Here is a 16,012-nt window from a genome sequence, read left to right as displayed (position 1 = left end):
CAATGACAATTTTTAGTCCTTAAATACTTTCTTAACGCTGCAGCCTAGCGTTCTGGCCCGTGCTACGACTACCTTATGCAGAAAGTGACCGTATATTTGACTTAATGGAAAAGTCTTCTCCTTCCCGTCGTCCTGAGCAATTAGCTGCATTCAGCCGCTTACTGGATGTGCTTGACCGCCTGCGGGCTGAGTGCCCCTGGGATCGTAAACAAACCATGCAAGGCTTACGGCACCTTACTATTGAGGAAACATATGAGCTTTCTGACGCTATTCTGCGCGATGACTTAGCGGATGTGCAAAAGGAAATCGGAGATGTTTTTTTGCATTTAACTTTTTATTCAAAAATAGCCGCCGAAAGCGGACGCTTCGATATTGCCGATGTGTTGAACGCGCAATGCGAAAAACTAATTTTTCGTCACCCGCATATTTATGGCGACACGCAGGTGACAGACGAGGAGGACGTAAAGCGCAATTGGGAACAACTGAAGCTGAAAGAAAAAGGGAATACGTCGGTGCTGGGGGGAGTACCCGTATCATTGCCAGCGCTGGTGAAGGCCATGCGTATTCAAGAAAAAGCCCGTGGGGCTGGCTTCGACTGGGAAGAGCCAGCCCAGGTATGGGAGAAAGTACAGGAAGAACTAGGCGAGTTCGGAGCTGAATTTGCCCCCCAAAACGCTGATTCCATCGATTCTGAGCGTGCGGCGAGCGAGTTTGGCGACTTATTATTTTCGCTCGTAAATTTTGCCCGGTTCGCCGGAATCAATCCTGAGGAAGCATTAGAACGTACTAACCGAAAGTTTATTCGCCGTTTTCAATACCTTGAAACCGAGGCCGCCCGCGAAGGACATCGTCTCTCTGATTTAACCTTGGCCGAAATGGACACGTACTGGGAAAGAGCTAAAAGTTTGCCCGATTCCTCTGCCCCGTAAATAGCGAGAAATAGCTTTTTTTTAAGCCGCGCACCGTTTTAAACCGTTTAAACCCATATTCCATTTGGCGGCACGCTGGTTTTTATTTAGGTTTGCCAAGCATAGACCTTCTGAGAAACCAGGCCCCGCGCACGAGCAGACCCATATTTTATTCCCATACTGGGGGCAAATATGCGGGTGAGCGGGGCCGCCGTCGTCTTTGGGCTATTCTTTTTTTCACCCAATACCCTCTTCATTTTCTCCTTTACCTCTTCAACCTTTCACTACCAACCCCCTAATCCTCCGGCACAATGGAACAGAAGAATGCCATGAACAAGAACGTGCGGCCTGCCGCTCCCGCTGCTCCTACGGAAGAAGCGAAAGGCGGATCAGCGTTCGCCGCCATCGTAATTCCGTTGGCACTTGTAGTCTCGATTATTATTTACCTGTTCGTATTCGGCAATGGTGCCAACTTCCAGGGCGGTAATAATGAGAACAACCCGATTGAGGGTAACTATCTCGGCATCGTGTACAAAGGGGGCTTTATCGTGCCCATTCTGCTCACGTTGTTCCTGCTTGTTATCACTTTCTCCATCGAGCGCTATCTGACCATCGGCAAAGCCCGCGGCACGAAAAGTATCGAAAGCTTCGTTCGATCGATCCGTCAGAAGCTGAACGTGAACGATATCACCGGCGCTCTGGCGGTTTGCGATCAGCAGAAAGGCTCGGTAGCTAACGTGGTAAAGGCTGGCCTGCTGAAATACCAGGAAATGTCGCGTGAGCGCGGCATGGACAAAGACCAGAAGATCCTGTCAATCCAGAAAGAGATTGAAGAGTCTACTGCCTTGGAATTGCCTATGCTGGAGAAAAACCTGGTTATCATCTCAACAATCGCCTCTATCGCTACGCTGGTAGGTCTGTTGGGTACGGTAGCGGGTATGATCAAGGCCTTCTCGGCTCTGGCACAAGCTGGTAACCCCGATGCTACAGCACTCGCTAACGGTATCTCGGAAGCCTTGATTAACACGGCCCTCGGTATTCTTGGCTCAGCGCTGGCCATCATCTCCTACAACTTCTTTACAAGCAAAATCGACGAGCTGACGTACAGCATCGACGAAGCTGGCTTCAGCATTATTCAGACGTTCGCCGCTCAGCACGGCGAAAAGGAAACTTACACGGCATAAGTTGCAGTTAACGCACTAAAGCCTAGGCTTCCTACGTTTCTGAATTCAAACTAACTAAGCCAGAAATGCCTAAAGTTAAGCCCCATAGAACGTCCCCCTCGTTGGATATGACCCCGATGGTGGACTTGGCATTCCTGCTGGTGACATTCTTTATGCTCACCACCAAGTTTGCTCCTGAGGAAGTCGTTATGGTGGACACACCATCCTCTACCTCGGACCTTAAGCTGCCCGACACCAACCTGATTACTATTTCGGTTGATAAGGATGGCAAGACCTATTTCGCGCTGGACAGTGAGCCCGCCAAAGTGCTGATGCTGGAAAAAGTAGGTGCCAAATATGGTGTCTCTTTTACCCCTCAGCAAAAGAAGCGCTTCGGCCAAATGACTAGTTTTGGTGTACCGATTCAGCAGCTTGGCTCTCTTCTCGACCGTGATAAGGAGGAAGTAAAGAAAGTTCAGCAGCCAGGTATCCCAACTGACTCCACGAACAATCAAATCATTGATTGGGTGATACAGGGAAGAGCTGCTAACCAACAGCTTTTCAGAAAGCCGGTTTACATCGCCATTAAGGGTGATAACAACGCGGATGTACCGACGGTTCGCAAACTTATCAAGTACATGCAGGATAAGGATATTAATCGCTTCAACCTGATTACTGATTTGGAGATGAAACCCAAAACAGTAGCCGGAAACTAACCTCCCGTAGCGAAATGTCAGAAATACAACAAAAAGCCGACTCCGGAGGAAAAGGCGGGAAGAAACGGGCCAAGAAAATGTCGACCAAAATCGACATGACTCCCATGGTTGACTTGGCCTTCCTTCTTCTTACCTTCTTCATGCTCACAACTACGTTCAATAAGCCGAACGTAATGCAGGTGACGATGCCGGTAAAGCCTAAAGACGGTGACCCACCATCCGAGATTAAATCGTCGAATGCTATGACGGTAATTTTGGGCGAAACCAACAAAGTGTATTACTACGAAGGCCTGTTGGCCGACGACGTAAAGCCTGAGTTGAAGGTTACTAACTATGCGGCAACTGGTATTCGTAAGGTGTTGCTCGATCGTATGCGTGCCAATCCGAATACTGTAGTACTGATTAAGCCAGCACGGAAATCAGTCTACAAGAACATGGTTGACATTCTGGATGAGATGAACATCACTAACCAGAAGAAATACGCGCTGGTGGATATTGCACCAGCTGACACTGTACTTATAAGCAAGTCAGGGCTATGATGGACAACACACAACTGGCCCGTGCTTCCTTCGACGATATCGTCTTTGAAGGTCGCAACAAGGCCTACGGAGCCTTCGTACTCCGTCGCTTGTACAGCAAGCACTTAACCCGTGCTCTGCTCATCGGCATCGCCATCTTCGCGGTTCTGGTAAGCTTCCCTATCATTGCCCGCATGTTTGAGGGTAGCAGAGCAGAGGAAGATGCTAAGAATTTGAAGGTGAATGAGTTGATGGAAGCACCGCCGCTTGATAAAGCGGTACCGCCACCGCCACCGCCCCCACCACCGGAGGCACCGCCACCGCCGCCACCAAAGCTCTCCACGATTAAGTTTACGCCTCCCGTCATCAAAAAAGATGAAGAGGTAGTAAAGGAGGAAGAAATTCCGGATCAGGATGAGCTGAAGGACAAGGTAGTTGCTACCGTGACGGTAAAAGGTAACACCAACGAGGTGGACTTAAGCGGCTTGGAAGGTGACGGCAATGCTGCAGTAGCTGAAGTAGTAGACACGAAAGTGTATACCTACGTAGAGCAGATGCCGCAATTCCCGGGTGGTAATGATGCTATTGTTGGCGCTATTCAAAAAGCCATCAAATACCCAGCATTGGCACTACGCAACCAAGTGGAGGGCAAGGTTTTCGTAAACTTTACCGTAAACCCCCAGGGTGAGGTAACGGATGTGAAAATCACCAAAGGTATCGGAGCCGGCTGCGACGAAGAAACCGTTCGTGCCGTAAAAACCCTACCTAGGTTTGCTCCTGGTAAGCAAAATGGCCGTGCAGTAAGCGTATCATTCACTGTTCCGGTAACCTTCGCTATCAAGTAAGATTCTTGCTTTTCGAAGCTAAAAACCCCAAGCGGCCGCTGTGTCGCTTGGGGTTTTTATGTATATAAATAATTTTTGTCGGCATGCATACTAGTTAATATATATAGTGCGTTGAGAGTTCGAAAGCCAGAGCGGAAGTAATGGGAAGAGGATAGTGAATGGCTTGGGTAATGCGCGTTGCGGCCTTCTTTCACCTTTTAGCCTATACAACCCATGAAAACCCTCAATCTGCTCACCGCTACCCTCGACGACATCGTCTTTGATGGCCGCAATCAAGCGTATGGCGCATATCTGCTGCGCCGCCTTTATAAGCGGCACTTGGCTACCGCTTTGGCCGCCACACTGGCGCTATGCCTGGTGCTGTTTAGCATTCCCATGTTGGTGCAACGCCTCTCCCCAACTGTCGCCGATGCGGTTCTACCCGTAGATCGAGGCATTATTGATCTTGAGCTTATTACAATTTTGCCCCCCACACCCCCGGCAGTAGCTCCTCCAGTGGCACCACCCCCAACACGAGCAGTAGTGACAAAGGCAAATCCAGCTGATGTGATTTCGCGAGTGGTACCAGATGAGCTGGTCACAAAGCCCATCTCAATGGAAAAGGTTATCGGTGAGACAACCACGCCTGGGGCGGTTGTTGGTCCAGTCGCCATTCCAAGGAATAATACCGGCGTCGTCACCGACATTTCAAGCGCAGGTACTGATTCGGGCAAGACGGGCGCGGGTGCAATTACGAAGCCCTTCCTAACGGCAGAAGTAATGCCTGACTTTGTGGGTGGCCCGGAGGCGCTGCGCCGCTATATGCAGCGCAACCTGCGCTTCCCGAGCCAAGCGGCAAGTGCCGCGGTTTCTGGGCGTGTCTATATTTCTTTCACGGTAAATGCCGATGGCTCTATCTCTGATGTAGCCGTCATTAAAGGGCTAGGTTATGGTACGGACGAAGAGGCAATACGCGTAATAAGCAAAATGCCCCCCTGGTCGCCTGGCCGCCAAAACGACCATGCAGTTCCGGTGCGCTACACAATGCCTATTACCTTCCAGTACCAGTAAACCATTGCAGCAGCAAACAGGCTGAAATCAGCAAGAAATGCAGCTTTCTTACCAGACAGAAAATCCAGGGGGCAAAATTGCGCTTCCTGGATTTTCTGTATTCACTTGACCTCAAAATATCCGAGATGATATATATTTTGGGCAGTGAGGCGAACAATCTACCTACATTTATACGTTAAGGCACTAACTGAATACTTTTCCCCGTTAGATCACGCTTATGTTGAATCGCCAAACCACGGATGAACGCTTAGGAAAGCGCGGCGCTACTAATGTGATGCGCTACTTTTCGCTGTTCATGGCCTTCGCTTACATCAGCTTGGGCATTTTCCTTTGGTTTGCCTCACCTGAGGCTTTTTCGTTGTCGCCAACAGTACAACGTACACTGGGGGGCATTTTTGTCCTCTACGGAATTATTAGATTTGTCCGCACCTACCAGCAACATTTCAAGAAATCCAATGACAGTTCTGCGCGCTAACTGGCGAGCAGCCGGCGCTTTACTTCTGCTCTCCGGCTTACTCACTACAGGTTGCAACCAAGGAAATCCGGCTGACAGAGACACGCCTACGAGCGGCCGCCTCAATATCAGTGTGGACGAAACGTTTGAGCCTATCGTGCGGTCACAGGTCGACACTTTTCAGAAACTCTACCAGTCGGCTACCGTCACGGCAGTATATAAGCCGGAAGAAGCCGTCATGCAGGACTTGCTTGCCGATAAGGTTCGGGCGGTGATTGTATCGCGGCAGTTGACTGATGCTGAAAAAGCAACCTTTAAGCAGCAAACTATTACCCCCCGCGTCACTAAGATTGCTACTGATGGCTTGGCCATCATCGTGCATCCCAGCAACCCTGACTCGCTGCTAACAATGGCTCAGCTTCGGACTATTTTCACCGGTCAAACTGAGAAGTGGGCGCAGGTAAGCGGCAAAAAAGGCTTGGGAGATATTAATGTAGTGTTTGATGCGAACCGCTCCAGCACCACCCGTTATGTTCAGGATTCGGTAACGCAGGGAACGCCTTTAACCAAGCGCGTGTTCGCGGCAAAATCGAACCCTGAACTCCTTGATTACGTTGCTACGCATCCCGACGCAATCGGCGTGGTGGGAGCCAACTGGATAAGTGACCGTGACGACTCGTCGGTACAGAGCTTTCTGCGCAAGGTGCGGGTAGTGGGCATAAGCGCCCTCGACAACCCTAAAACACCTGACGACTATGTGCAGCCGTATCAGGCTTATTTGGCTCTTAAAACGTATCCTCTGCGCCGCGAGCTATTCGTTATCAACCGGGAGGCTCGTACGGGCTTAGGTAGCGGATTTGCCTCTTTTGTGGCTGGCACCAAAGGCCAGTTGATCATTCTGAAGTCGGGATTGATGCCGGCCATTGGCCAAACCCGCATCGTGACGACCTCAACCAAGTAGATTTTAACTCTTTTACTCACTCTTCTTCACTAACCCTTTTGCTCATGAACTTCAAGCCCTGGAAACTTTCGTTCCTCGTTGCCTTGTCGGTTTCCGGCTCTGCCGCTTTCGCTCAGAGTGCGCAGACCGCCCAAAAGTCACTCGAACTGGAGCGCTATAATGAAGCCCGTGGTGCGCTGCTCCGTCAAGGTCAGTCGCCCGAGGCCATGTATGAGTTGGGCCGCCTGTATCAGATGCGGGAAATGCCCGATTCGGCCGCTTTCTATTTCAGCAAAATCACCCCTAATTCCGATTCTCCCATGTCGTTGGTAGCCGCTGGTCGTGCTGCACTGGCGAAGGGCAACGAGGCCGAGGCGGCTAATCAGTTTGATAAAGCAGTAAAAGCCACCAAGAAAAGGGAGGCGTTCAACACGCTGAAAATGATTGCCCAGGCGTACGCTGAGTCTGATGTTAAAGATACCAGCAAGGCTATAGCCTATGTAAACGCTGCACAAGCTGCTAACAAAGGCAAGGACGATTTGGGCCTTATGATTGCCCGCGGTGACATCTATCAGAAGTCTGAGAATGGTGGCGGCGAGTCAATGGGAAGCTATGATCGTGCGTTGATCGTTGATCCGAATTCGGTGATGTCTAATTACCGTAAAGGTCAGCTGTATGTGCGTTCGCGCAACTTCAATGAAGCTCGTACTTCTTTCGAGAAAGCCATCAGCCTTGATGCGAACTTCGCTCCTGCCTACCGCGACCTGGCTGAAATGTATTACTTCGCTAAGCAATACGACTTAGCCCTTTCTACTTTTCAGAAGTACACGTCGATAGCGGAGAAAACTCCCAGCACGAACGCCAAATACGCTTCCTTCCTGTACCTGACGGGCAAATACCCAGAGGCGCTGACGGAGATACAAAACGTACTGAAGACAGATCCGAACAACCTGACAATGAACCGTCTGCTGGCTTACTCTCTCTATGAGAACAAGCAAAACGACCTGGCATTGCCAGCGATGGAGAAGTACATGAAGATGGCTCCTGCCAACAAGATTATCCCCGAGGATAACGTGTACTATGGCAAAATGCTGATGGGCGCTGGCCGTACGGATGAAGGCGTTGCCATTATCGAGAAGGCTATTCAGTCTAACCCCGATAAGGCTGGCGATCTGCAGAACGACTTAGCTCAGGCTTACTTGGCCAAGAAAGACTATGCGAAGGCTATTGCCACGTATCAGGCTAAAATTGCCGCTCAAGGCGCTACCCCTGAGCTAGCTGACCAAATCTATCTAGCCCGTGCCTACGAGCAGAACAAGCAGTTCGCTGAAGCTGATAAACTCTATAGCGCTGTAGCTACGGCTCGCCCAACCTACGTGCCGGTATACCTGATGCGTGCTCGCGCTAACTTTGGTCTAGACCCAGACTCCAAGCAAGGTACCGCCAAGCCTCACTATGAGAAGTTCATTGAGGTAGCCAAAGCGAACGACCCTACTAAGTACAAAGAAGGTTTGGTTGAGGCTAACAAGTATCTGGGTTACTACTACTACCAGAAAGGCGAGAAGTCTACTTCGCTTCCTTACTGGCAGGCAGTAATCGCCCTTGACCCTAATGATACGCAGGCCGCTACAGCCATCAGTGAAATTACGAAGCGTAAGAAGTAATTCGTTTCAATAAACAATAAAAAAAGCCTCCCAGCGTATGCTGGGAGGCTTTTTTTGCAATAAAGTACATCGAGTAGCTTATACTTGCTCATCAATGGTAAACTTCTCCCATTTTTCAAGTACGGCAGCAAAATCAGCTGGTAGGTCTGACTCAAAATGTACGTGCTGACCCGTGTCAGGATGCTCAAAGCCTAAAGATTTGGCGTGTAGTGCTTGCCGGGGCATTAGAGCGAAGGCTTTCTCAACGAACGCCTTATAGGCACCCGTACGCTGCCCATACAGTATTTTATCGCCGCCGTAGGTAGCATCCGAGAACAATGGATGACCAATGTGCTTCATATGCACCCGAATCTGATGCGTTCGTCCGGTTTCGAGATTACATTGTAGTAGCGCTACGTGCCGGAACGTCTTGAGCACCTTGTAATGCGTAACCGCCGGCTTCCCCTGCTCCCCATCAGGGAATACGGCTTGCACTTTCCGGTCTTTGACGCTACGGCCTACATGGCCCCGTATTGTGCCTTCCATCTCCCTTGGAACCCCCCAGACCAGCGCCAGGTACGTGCGCTCGATGGTATGATGAAAGAACTGCTGCGAGAGGTGCGTCATCGCCCACTCCGACTTTCCTATTACCAGCAAACCTGACGTGTCCTTATCAATGCGATGCACAAGGCCCGGACGTATTTCGCCATTGCGGCCCGTAGGCAGGTTTTGTAGGTGGTAGGCTAGTCCGTTTACCAGTGTGCCCTGCCAGTTACCAAAAGCGGGGTGCACCACCAACCCAGCGGGCTTATTCACGAGTAGCAGAGCCGAGTCCTCGTAAGGAATATCCAGTTCCATGGGTTCGGGCATAACCTTAAACTCGCGGGGAGGCTCGGGCAGCGTGATAGTGATAATATCGTGCGGCTTGATCCGGTAGCTGGCCTTTACGACTTTTGCGTTTACCTGCACAGCTTCGGCCAGAATAGCATTCTGAATCTTGGTACGCGAAGTATGCGAAAGCCGATGCAGCAGAAACTTGTCTAGGCGCAGCATTTCCTGGCCCCGATTTACCTGAATGCGGTGATGCTCGTATAGTTCGTCGCCGCCTTCGCCGAGTTCTTCATCAGCTAAATCATCGGGGGGCAAATTTTCAGTAAGCATTAGTGAATAGTATGCTGTTGGCAATTAAGTCTCAAAAACAAGAAAGCCGAAACGCTATGTTCCGGCTTTCTTGTAGATAAGGTGTCGAAGCCTTATTTCTTCTTACCTTTTTTGGCTGTGTTGCCAGCGGGTGCAGCAGTAGGTGCAGCAGGGGTAGTCTTAGCAGGAGCAGCAGCGGGAGCCTGAGCAGCACCTGGCGTAACGCCCATCTTCTTAAGAATCATATCGGAGATGTCACCTTCCTTAGGACCGTGCAACAGCACTGGGCTAGCACCATCCGAGTTCAGTACGTAGGTATAACCGTTTTCAGTGGCTACGGCATCAATCGTCTTTTGCAGCTTATCCAATGCTGGCTTTAGCAAGGTTTGCTGCTTCTGCTGAAGTGAGTTGTCGGCACTGCGCTGAAACTCCTGAATGGAGCCCTGAAGACCGGTCAATTCTTTTTCTTTATCGGCGCGAACAACCTCAGTCATGGCACTAGCGCCCTTCTGATAAGCCTCAGCCTTTGTTTGATAATCAGCAATCTTACTTTTTAACTGGGCTTCCAACTGCGAGCTGTATGCTTTCAGATCTGACTCGATCTGCTTGCTTTCGGGCATCTGGCTGAGCACATAGTCCACGCTAGTGTATCCGATCTTTAGCGGGGCCTGCGCTAGGGTAGCCGTAGTGGTGGTGAAGGTAAGAGCGGCCGCGGCCAAAGCAAGGCGGATTTTGTTCATGGTGGTCATTAAAAGGGAAGTTGCAAGTTAGAAAGTCAAAGTTAGTTTTTTCGTTTTACCGGCTGCGCCGGCTGTCGGGTGCGAGGGACCGGACGAGTGGCGGGAGGCACATCAGTAACATCAGCATTTACCCCATCGGTAGGCGTAGCAGGCGTTTCAACAGTCTGAACTGAGCCTTTTGTACCAGGTTGGTTTTTCTCCTCAGATGCTAAACCCATTTCCTCCAGCACAAATTCAGTATAGTCATGGACCGGATTGGTGTACAGCATGGTTAAGTCCCCAGCCTTATCAAACACAATCGCCAGCTGTTTCTTTTTAGCGACCCGCTCGATGGCCTCAAATACCTGATCTTGAACGGGTTTGGTTAGTTCCTGCCGCTTTTTAAATAGCTGGCCTTCAAAACCAAAAATCTTATTTTGATACGCTTTTATCTCCTGTTCCTTTTTCAGGATCTCATCCTGCCGCTTCTTCTTTGCAGCTTCTGTTAGCAACACCTCTTCCGCTTGATAAGTGCGATACAGCTTATCAAGTTCTTTCTTTTGATTCTCAATATCCTTCTGCCAGTTGCCAGACAGTGTATTTAACTCCTGCTGGGCAGCGGCATAAGCGGGCAACTTTCCCATCACAAATTCGGAGTCTACATACCCAAATTTTTGCGCTTGAGCCGCAGGAGTTGCTAGAAGTCCAGTTAGCACAACGATAAAAGAAGAAAGCAGCTTTTTCATAGCAACGACTTTAAGACCCTAACAAATTGACTAATGAATTAGCGAATCTGCTGGCCGATAATAAAGTGGAAAATACCTTCCTTCTTCGTCTGGCCAGGCACTGTATCAAGTGGCAAGCCGTAGTCGAAACCGAGTAACCCAAATGCCGACATGAATATGCGGGCACCCACGCCTACCGAGCGATACAGCTTATAGGGATTGTAGTTGGTATACTGATCAAAAGCGTTGCCTGCTTCCGCGAAGCTCAACACATACACGGTAGCCGCAGGGTTGAGCGATACCGGATAACGCAGCTCCATTACGTATTTATTGTAAGCTACGCCCCCACTGGATGCCTGCCGGGCCGTAGGAATGGAGTTAGCATCGCCGGGGTCACCATAGCCCCGCAGACCAATATATTCCGTACCAATCAGAAAGTTGGATGAGCCACCATAGCCCAAGCCAGAACCACCTAGCTTAAAGCGCTCGAAAGGCCCGATCTGCCGGTCGGAGCCATACGAGCCAATGTAGCCAAAGTGGGCCCGTGAGTTGAGCACTAGCTTTCCCACGATTGGCGTAAACCACGAAGCATCAAACATCCACTTATGGAACTCTACCCACTCATTTACGGAGGGATGGGCGCCATTGAACACCGAATAAGGAGGCGTCAAATTTAGGCTAAGCGACAGCGACGAACCACGACGAGTGTAAGTTGGATTGTCGATGCTATTGCGCGACAGCGTCGTATTCAGCGTGATGTTATTCGCGTTGCCAGTACCATTCCGGAAGAACTCCGTACCGAAAGCCGGATACTGGTTTAGCTTATATTGGCTAACTGATAGTGAGTTGCTCAATGTAAAGTAGTCGTCAGGGAAACGCAGCTGCCGTCCTAAACCAATAGAGGCGCTATTTACCTTAATGAAACGGTCAGTGCTAGCGTCCAGAGCCTGTCCTAGGCGCTGAATGCTCTTATTGAGGCTGAAGGTCAGCGAATTACGCTTACGACCACCTAACCAAGGCTCTGTAAAAGAGAAGGAATAAGCTTGATATTGTAGGCCATTAGCTTGCACGTTCAGGGCCAAACGCTGGCCGTCGCCGGCTGGCACCGGCTTCCAGTTGCGGAAGTCACCAGCTTTACGGAGGGAAAAATTGTTAAAAACCAGGCCTACCGTACCAATAAAGCCTGCATAGCCACCCCAGCCGCCCGAAAGCGTGATCTGGTCAGAAGGCTTCTCAACTACCGTGTAATTAATATCTACTGTGCCTTCGGCCTGATTAGGTACCGGCACCATTCCTACCTTTTCAGGGTCGAAATAGCCTAGCGTAGAGATTTCGCGCTGGGAGCGAATCAGCAACTCCCTATTAAATTTATCCCCTGGTAGTGTACGTAATTCGCGTCGCAACACATGGTCGCTGGTTTTGGTATTGCCCGCAATATTTATTTCCTTGATACGAGCCTGTACGCCTTCGCTGATGCGCATCTCCAAGTCAATAGAATCGCCTTCAATCTTCGTTTCTACCGCGTCGATGTTAAAGAACAAGTAGCCATCATTCATGTAGAGCGACTGCACATCTTGCCCCGTAGGATTGTAGCTGATGCGCTTTTCAAGCTCTTCCTTATTGTATACGCTTCCTTTCTTGATTCCTAGTACCGAGGCCAGCGTCTTATCATCATACAGATAGTTGCCGTTCCAAGTGATGTTGCGGAAGTAATACTTTGGCCCTTCATCTACCGTAATCCGCAGGGCTAGCCCATCCTCCTGACGAATTAGAGTATCCGAAACGATAACAGCATCCCGGTAACCCTCAGCGTTATAAAACTCCAACAGCTTAAGCTTGTCCTCTTCGTATTCAGCCCGTTGAAACTTACCCGCCGTCAGTAGCTTGTACGATTTTTTCGCCTTTGTTTTCTTTAGCTTCTTTTGAAGCTTTCCATCAGAAAATGCCTCATTACCTTCAAAAGCAATATCACGAATGCGGATTTTTTCACCCTTATCTACTTTGATTTTTAGTACTACGCTATTCGATAAGCTCGAATCCGGTACTTGCGTAATATTCACTTTAGCATCTAAGAAGCTCTTATTCGTATAGAATTTGCGCACTTGCGTGCGGGTGTTATTCAGTAAAGCATCCGTCACCACCTTGCCCCGGATAAGCTTGATCTTATCGCGCAGCTCATCACCCTGGCTCTTGCTAATGCCGACAAAGTCAAACTTAGATAATCGTGGACGCTCACTCAGGAAGAAATCGAGGAAAACACGCTGCCCGTCTATGCGGGTGATAGATACACTCACATCACCAAGGATGCCCTGTTCCCACAGTCGGCGAATAGCTTTACCAATATCCTCCCCTGGAATAGTTACTGGGTCGCCTACTCGAAGACCTGTTATTCCAATCAGTGTATTTGCATCCAGATAGCGTGACCCACTGATGGTAATGCCCCCCAACTCATAGCGCTGAGGCTCAGCAGGTCCTGGAGCAGGCGATTGGGCCCGCAACTGTCCGATGCCAACTATTCCCAGCGACACTACGAGGGCTAACAGCCTGATAAATTTATTAAGAGAAGCAATCATTCTAAAAACTTACGAAACGGTTAGTTGCTCACTGGTTTTGCCAAACCGACGCTCGCGACGCTGATAGGACTGAATGGCATCGTAAAAATGTTCGCGCCGAAAGTCAGGCCACAACAAATCAGTGATATAAAGTTCAGTATAAGCTAGTTGCCAAAGCAAAAAGTTGCTGATACGCTGCTCTCCACTTGTCCGAATAAGCAACTCGGGGTCAGGAATACCCCCCGTAGCAAGATATTGGGCTACGGTGGTCTCGTTTACAGCCGTGGGCTCCAATCGTCCAGCAGCCACTTCTTCGCTAATACGTCGCATGGCCTGAGTTAGGTCCCAGCGCCCGCTGTAGCTTAAAGCCAGTACCAACGTCATGCGGGTACCAGCGCTGGTTAGCCCCTTCGCCTCAGCCAATTCGCGCTGACAGGATGCTGGCAAACTATCAATCTGCCCAATAGACTCCAATCGAATGCCGTTTTTAAGTAAGGTCGGTGTTTCTTGGCGAATGGTATGCACCAGCAACTGCATTAAAGCTGTTACCTCATACGCTGGCCGAGCCCAATTCTCTGTCGAAAAGGCATAAAGAGTAAGATACGATATGCCTAGTTCTACCGCGGCTTCTACTGTATCCCGCACAGCCGTAATAGCGCTTTGGTGCCCAAAAATGCGCAGCCCACCTTTTTGCTTAGCCCAACGCCCGTTACCGTCCATTATGACGGCGACGTGAGTGGGTAAATTCTGAGAGTCAATTTCGGACCGAGCGGCCATTGGTATTTTTTGCGTAAAGAGGCTGCAAGTTACGCAAATGGTTGCATTTGCCTCCCGCCTGAATGTGCGCTGCCGATTCCTTCTGCTTTAGTCAGGGGCAATAGATTTTATAGAATGTATAGGACAGGCTCACCCCATTATAGAAATACCAGTCATTAGTATATCGGTTATTAATGAATGCATTCTGATCTTCTAAATGATCTAATTTATCCGTAAATGTTTTGCGGGCTCCAGCCTCTAATCCTAAGTTCCAGCGGGGCGATAGAGCATATTTCAATCCTATGCCGGCTGGAACTGCGACACCTACCATGCCTCCGTTGGCATTAAGACCAGTAAAGTTTTGGTTTCCATAAACAACCTCAGTATTGGCGTAGAAGCCAGCAATCCCAATAAACACGTAAGGCGTAAAGTGAATTTTATCCTTACGATTGTGGTAATTGAAAAAATTGTATTCGAGTACTCCTGACACTTCCGCCAAGCCACCCTTCATGGTAGCTTCTCGAAAATCATGTAATGGGGCAATAGCATCATTTACCCCTATCACATTTTTATCATTAGCCTGGAGCATTCCGCCCGTAAACGCCCCCCGCAACGTAATCGGCACGGAGATGTCTTTTCGATAGAAAATAGTTAGAACTGGTCTGTTGTTTTCAAATTGATAGTTAGGTGAAACCTCACCTTTGTAATTAAGCCCCCCAATACCGATGCCTAACTCACTGGTATTTTGAGCTTTAGCAGACGTAATAAAAAAAACACTCCCTATTTGCACTGAGCAAATAAGGAGTGTTTTACGGAGAATAGAATGCAACATTAGACTGACTGTTGGGTTGAATAGACAGCCAGATACTATCGGCTATCGGAATTTAGGACTTTTCACGCGTGGCTGAAGAATGTAGTTGAGCGTGATACCTGTAACGATATACCAGTCATCTTCATTGCTTTTACCACGCATATCGCCTGGGGTGTTGAATTGGGAAAACTCACCATCGGTACGAAGCGTGATATCACGACCGAAATACTTAGCCGCAGGGCTACGTAAATCAGCATCGGCAGCAAAGTTACCGCTTACATCGTCAAGGTAGTCGGTAAAGGTCTTACGCCAGCCGATCTCTAAGCCAATATCAAAATCCTTATTGATTTTGTAGCGGACGCCACCACCAAATGGAATAGAAATCTGAGTCTTGCTGTAGCCTTCTGTTTGACCTTCTGTGTTAAGCGATTGTAGCTCAATGTAATCGCCAGGAGTTAGACCTGCAGATGTGCCGTTGTCCTTTACCAAGCCTTTAGGACTGTGATAAAATGCTGCAACACCAGCAAACACATACGGTACAAAATCAGGCCGTCTTACGTACGTGTTGCGATTTTCAATCAAATCGAAAACACCGATTGCTGATAATTCAACTATGTCGTTGCGAAAGGCGAAGTTACGGTTGTAGCGATACTTGGCATCCGAATCGTTCTGATTAGCAGCTTTCGTGTCGTCGCCGGTAATACGACCGTACGATAGACCAGCCCGACCAGATATACGGGGGGCAAAACGGCGCGTAAACGTTAATCCTATGTTAGGTCGCGTGGCAGCGAAACGGAAGCTGGGTACACTAGCCTTCGGTACAATATCACCGAAATAGTTCATAGCGTTCAGGCTTACACCTACTGAATTGTACTGTTTCCGCTTGTTGAATTGCTGGGCGCTTGCCTCAGTAGCTACAAGTGCAAGCAAGAGCAACACAGCTAAGGTGTGGGTAAAGAAATGCTTCATAATCAAGCCAGGGTTAGAAATATCAGATTTTGAGGGAGCAAGGTAACCGGTAGGCACATTAGCTGTCAGCGACAAAAGTAGGGTTTGTAAGGAACTTTAAAAA

At 49.2% G+C, this 16,012-nt stretch carries 16 protein-coding genes; 9 read left to right on the top strand and 7 right to left on the bottom strand.

The genetic code is table 11. The features are described 5' to 3' along the window. The first annotated feature begins 104 nt into the window (after positions 1-104). The 9 genes from mazG to B9A24_RS04245 all read left to right on the top strand — a co-directional run bounded on the left by mazG (position 105) and on the right by B9A24_RS04245 (position 8,258). On the top strand, positions 105-929 hold the full coding sequence (mazG, locus tag B9A24_RS04285; protein WP_084443938.1) for a nucleoside triphosphate pyrophosphohydrolase: 825 nt from the start codon (positions 105-107) through the stop codon (positions 927-929). A 290-nt stretch (positions 930-1,219) separates the two neighbouring features. Continuing rightward, the gene (locus tag B9A24_RS04280; RefSeq protein WP_200813860.1) at positions 1,220-2,092 is read left to right on the top strand and encodes a MotA/TolQ/ExbB proton channel family protein; all 873 of its coding nucleotides are present in this window, start codon (positions 1,220-1,222) and stop codon (positions 2,090-2,092) included. A gap of 65 nt (positions 2,093-2,157) precedes the next feature. Further along, a complete protein-coding gene (locus B9A24_RS04275; RefSeq protein ID WP_084443937.1) occupies positions 2,158-2,787 on the top strand; it encodes an ExbD/TolR family protein in 630 nt (209 codons plus the stop codon). 14 nt (positions 2,788-2,801) lie between these two features. After that, positions 2,802-3,326, top strand: a complete 525-nt coding sequence (locus B9A24_RS04270; protein WP_084443936.1) for an ExbD/TolR family protein — start codon at positions 2,802-2,804, stop codon at positions 3,324-3,326. After that, entirely contained in the window at positions 3,323-4,150 is an 828-nt protein-coding gene (locus B9A24_RS04265; RefSeq protein WP_234996969.1) for an energy transducer TonB, read from the top strand. The genes B9A24_RS04270 and B9A24_RS04265 overlap by 4 nt, the downstream gene beginning before the upstream one ends. 213 nt (positions 4,151-4,363) lie before the next feature. Then, positions 4,364-5,200 carry an energy transducer TonB gene (locus tag B9A24_RS04260; RefSeq protein WP_084443934.1) on the top strand — a complete coding sequence of 279 codons (837 nt, stop codon included), beginning with the start codon at positions 4,364-4,366 and terminating at the stop codon, positions 5,198-5,200. A 217-nt stretch (positions 5,201-5,417) separates the two neighbouring features. Beyond that, positions 5,418-5,675: a hypothetical protein gene (locus B9A24_RS04255; RefSeq protein WP_084443933.1), complete on the top strand. Its 258-nt coding sequence runs from the start codon at positions 5,418-5,420 to the stop codon at positions 5,673-5,675. Next, on the top strand, positions 5,656-6,615 hold the full coding sequence (locus B9A24_RS04250; protein WP_084443932.1) for a PstS family phosphate ABC transporter substrate-binding protein: 960 nt from the start codon (positions 5,656-5,658) through the stop codon (positions 6,613-6,615). Before B9A24_RS04255 ends, B9A24_RS04250 begins: the two co-directional genes overlap by 20 nt. A 44-nt stretch (positions 6,616-6,659) precedes the next feature. Continuing rightward, entirely contained in the window at positions 6,660-8,258 is a 1,599-nt protein-coding gene (locus B9A24_RS04245) for a tetratricopeptide repeat protein (RefSeq protein WP_084443931.1), read from the top strand. A gap of 78 nt (positions 8,259-8,336) precedes the next feature. Here the strand turns inward: B9A24_RS04245 and B9A24_RS04240 are convergent, their stop codons facing one another. The 7 genes from B9A24_RS04240 to B9A24_RS04210 form a co-directional block, all read right to left on the bottom strand. Then, the gene (locus tag B9A24_RS04240) at positions 8,337-9,398 is read right to left on the bottom strand and encodes an RluA family pseudouridine synthase (protein ID WP_084443930.1); all 1,062 of its coding nucleotides are present in this window, start codon (positions 9,396-9,398) and stop codon (positions 8,337-8,339) included. Positions 9,399-9,490: 92 nt separating this feature from the next. Further along, the gene (locus B9A24_RS04235; protein WP_084443929.1) at positions 9,491-10,126 is read right to left on the bottom strand and encodes an OmpH/Skp family outer membrane protein; all 636 of its coding nucleotides are present in this window, start codon (positions 10,124-10,126) and stop codon (positions 9,491-9,493) included. A gap of 32 nt (positions 10,127-10,158) precedes the next feature. After that, positions 10,159-10,842: an OmpH/Skp family outer membrane protein gene (locus B9A24_RS04230; protein WP_084443928.1), complete on the bottom strand. Its 684-nt coding sequence runs from the start codon at positions 10,840-10,842 to the stop codon at positions 10,159-10,161. Between the two features lie 38 nt (positions 10,843-10,880). Further along, complete coding sequence (bamA, locus tag B9A24_RS04225; RefSeq protein WP_084443927.1) at positions 10,881-13,394, bottom strand: outer membrane protein assembly factor BamA; 2,514 nt, start codon at positions 13,392-13,394, stop codon at positions 10,881-10,883. Positions 13,395-13,403: 9 nt separating this feature from the next. Next, positions 13,404-14,150, bottom strand: coding sequence for an isoprenyl transferase (locus B9A24_RS04220; protein ID WP_084443926.1), 747 nt, complete (start codon positions 14,148-14,150; stop codon positions 13,404-13,406). A gap of 91 nt (positions 14,151-14,241) precedes the next feature. Beyond that, on the bottom strand, positions 14,242-14,961 hold the full coding sequence (gene porG / locus B9A24_RS04215; RefSeq protein ID WP_084443925.1) for a type IX secretion system protein PorG: 720 nt from the start codon (positions 14,959-14,961) through the stop codon (positions 14,242-14,244). Positions 14,962-15,003: 42 nt separating this feature from the next. After that, complete coding sequence (locus B9A24_RS04210) at positions 15,004-15,984, bottom strand: DUF6089 family protein (protein ID WP_234996967.1); 981 nt, start codon at positions 15,982-15,984, stop codon at positions 15,004-15,006. Positions 15,985-16,012 lie beyond the last annotated feature (28 nt).

It is taken from the genome of Hymenobacter roseosalivarius DSM 11622 (assembly GCF_900176135.1).
Taxonomy (GTDB): Bacteria; Bacteroidota; Bacteroidia; order Cytophagales; family Hymenobacteraceae; genus Hymenobacter; species Hymenobacter roseosalivarius.
This window is presented reverse-complemented; position numbering and strand designations above follow the sequence as displayed.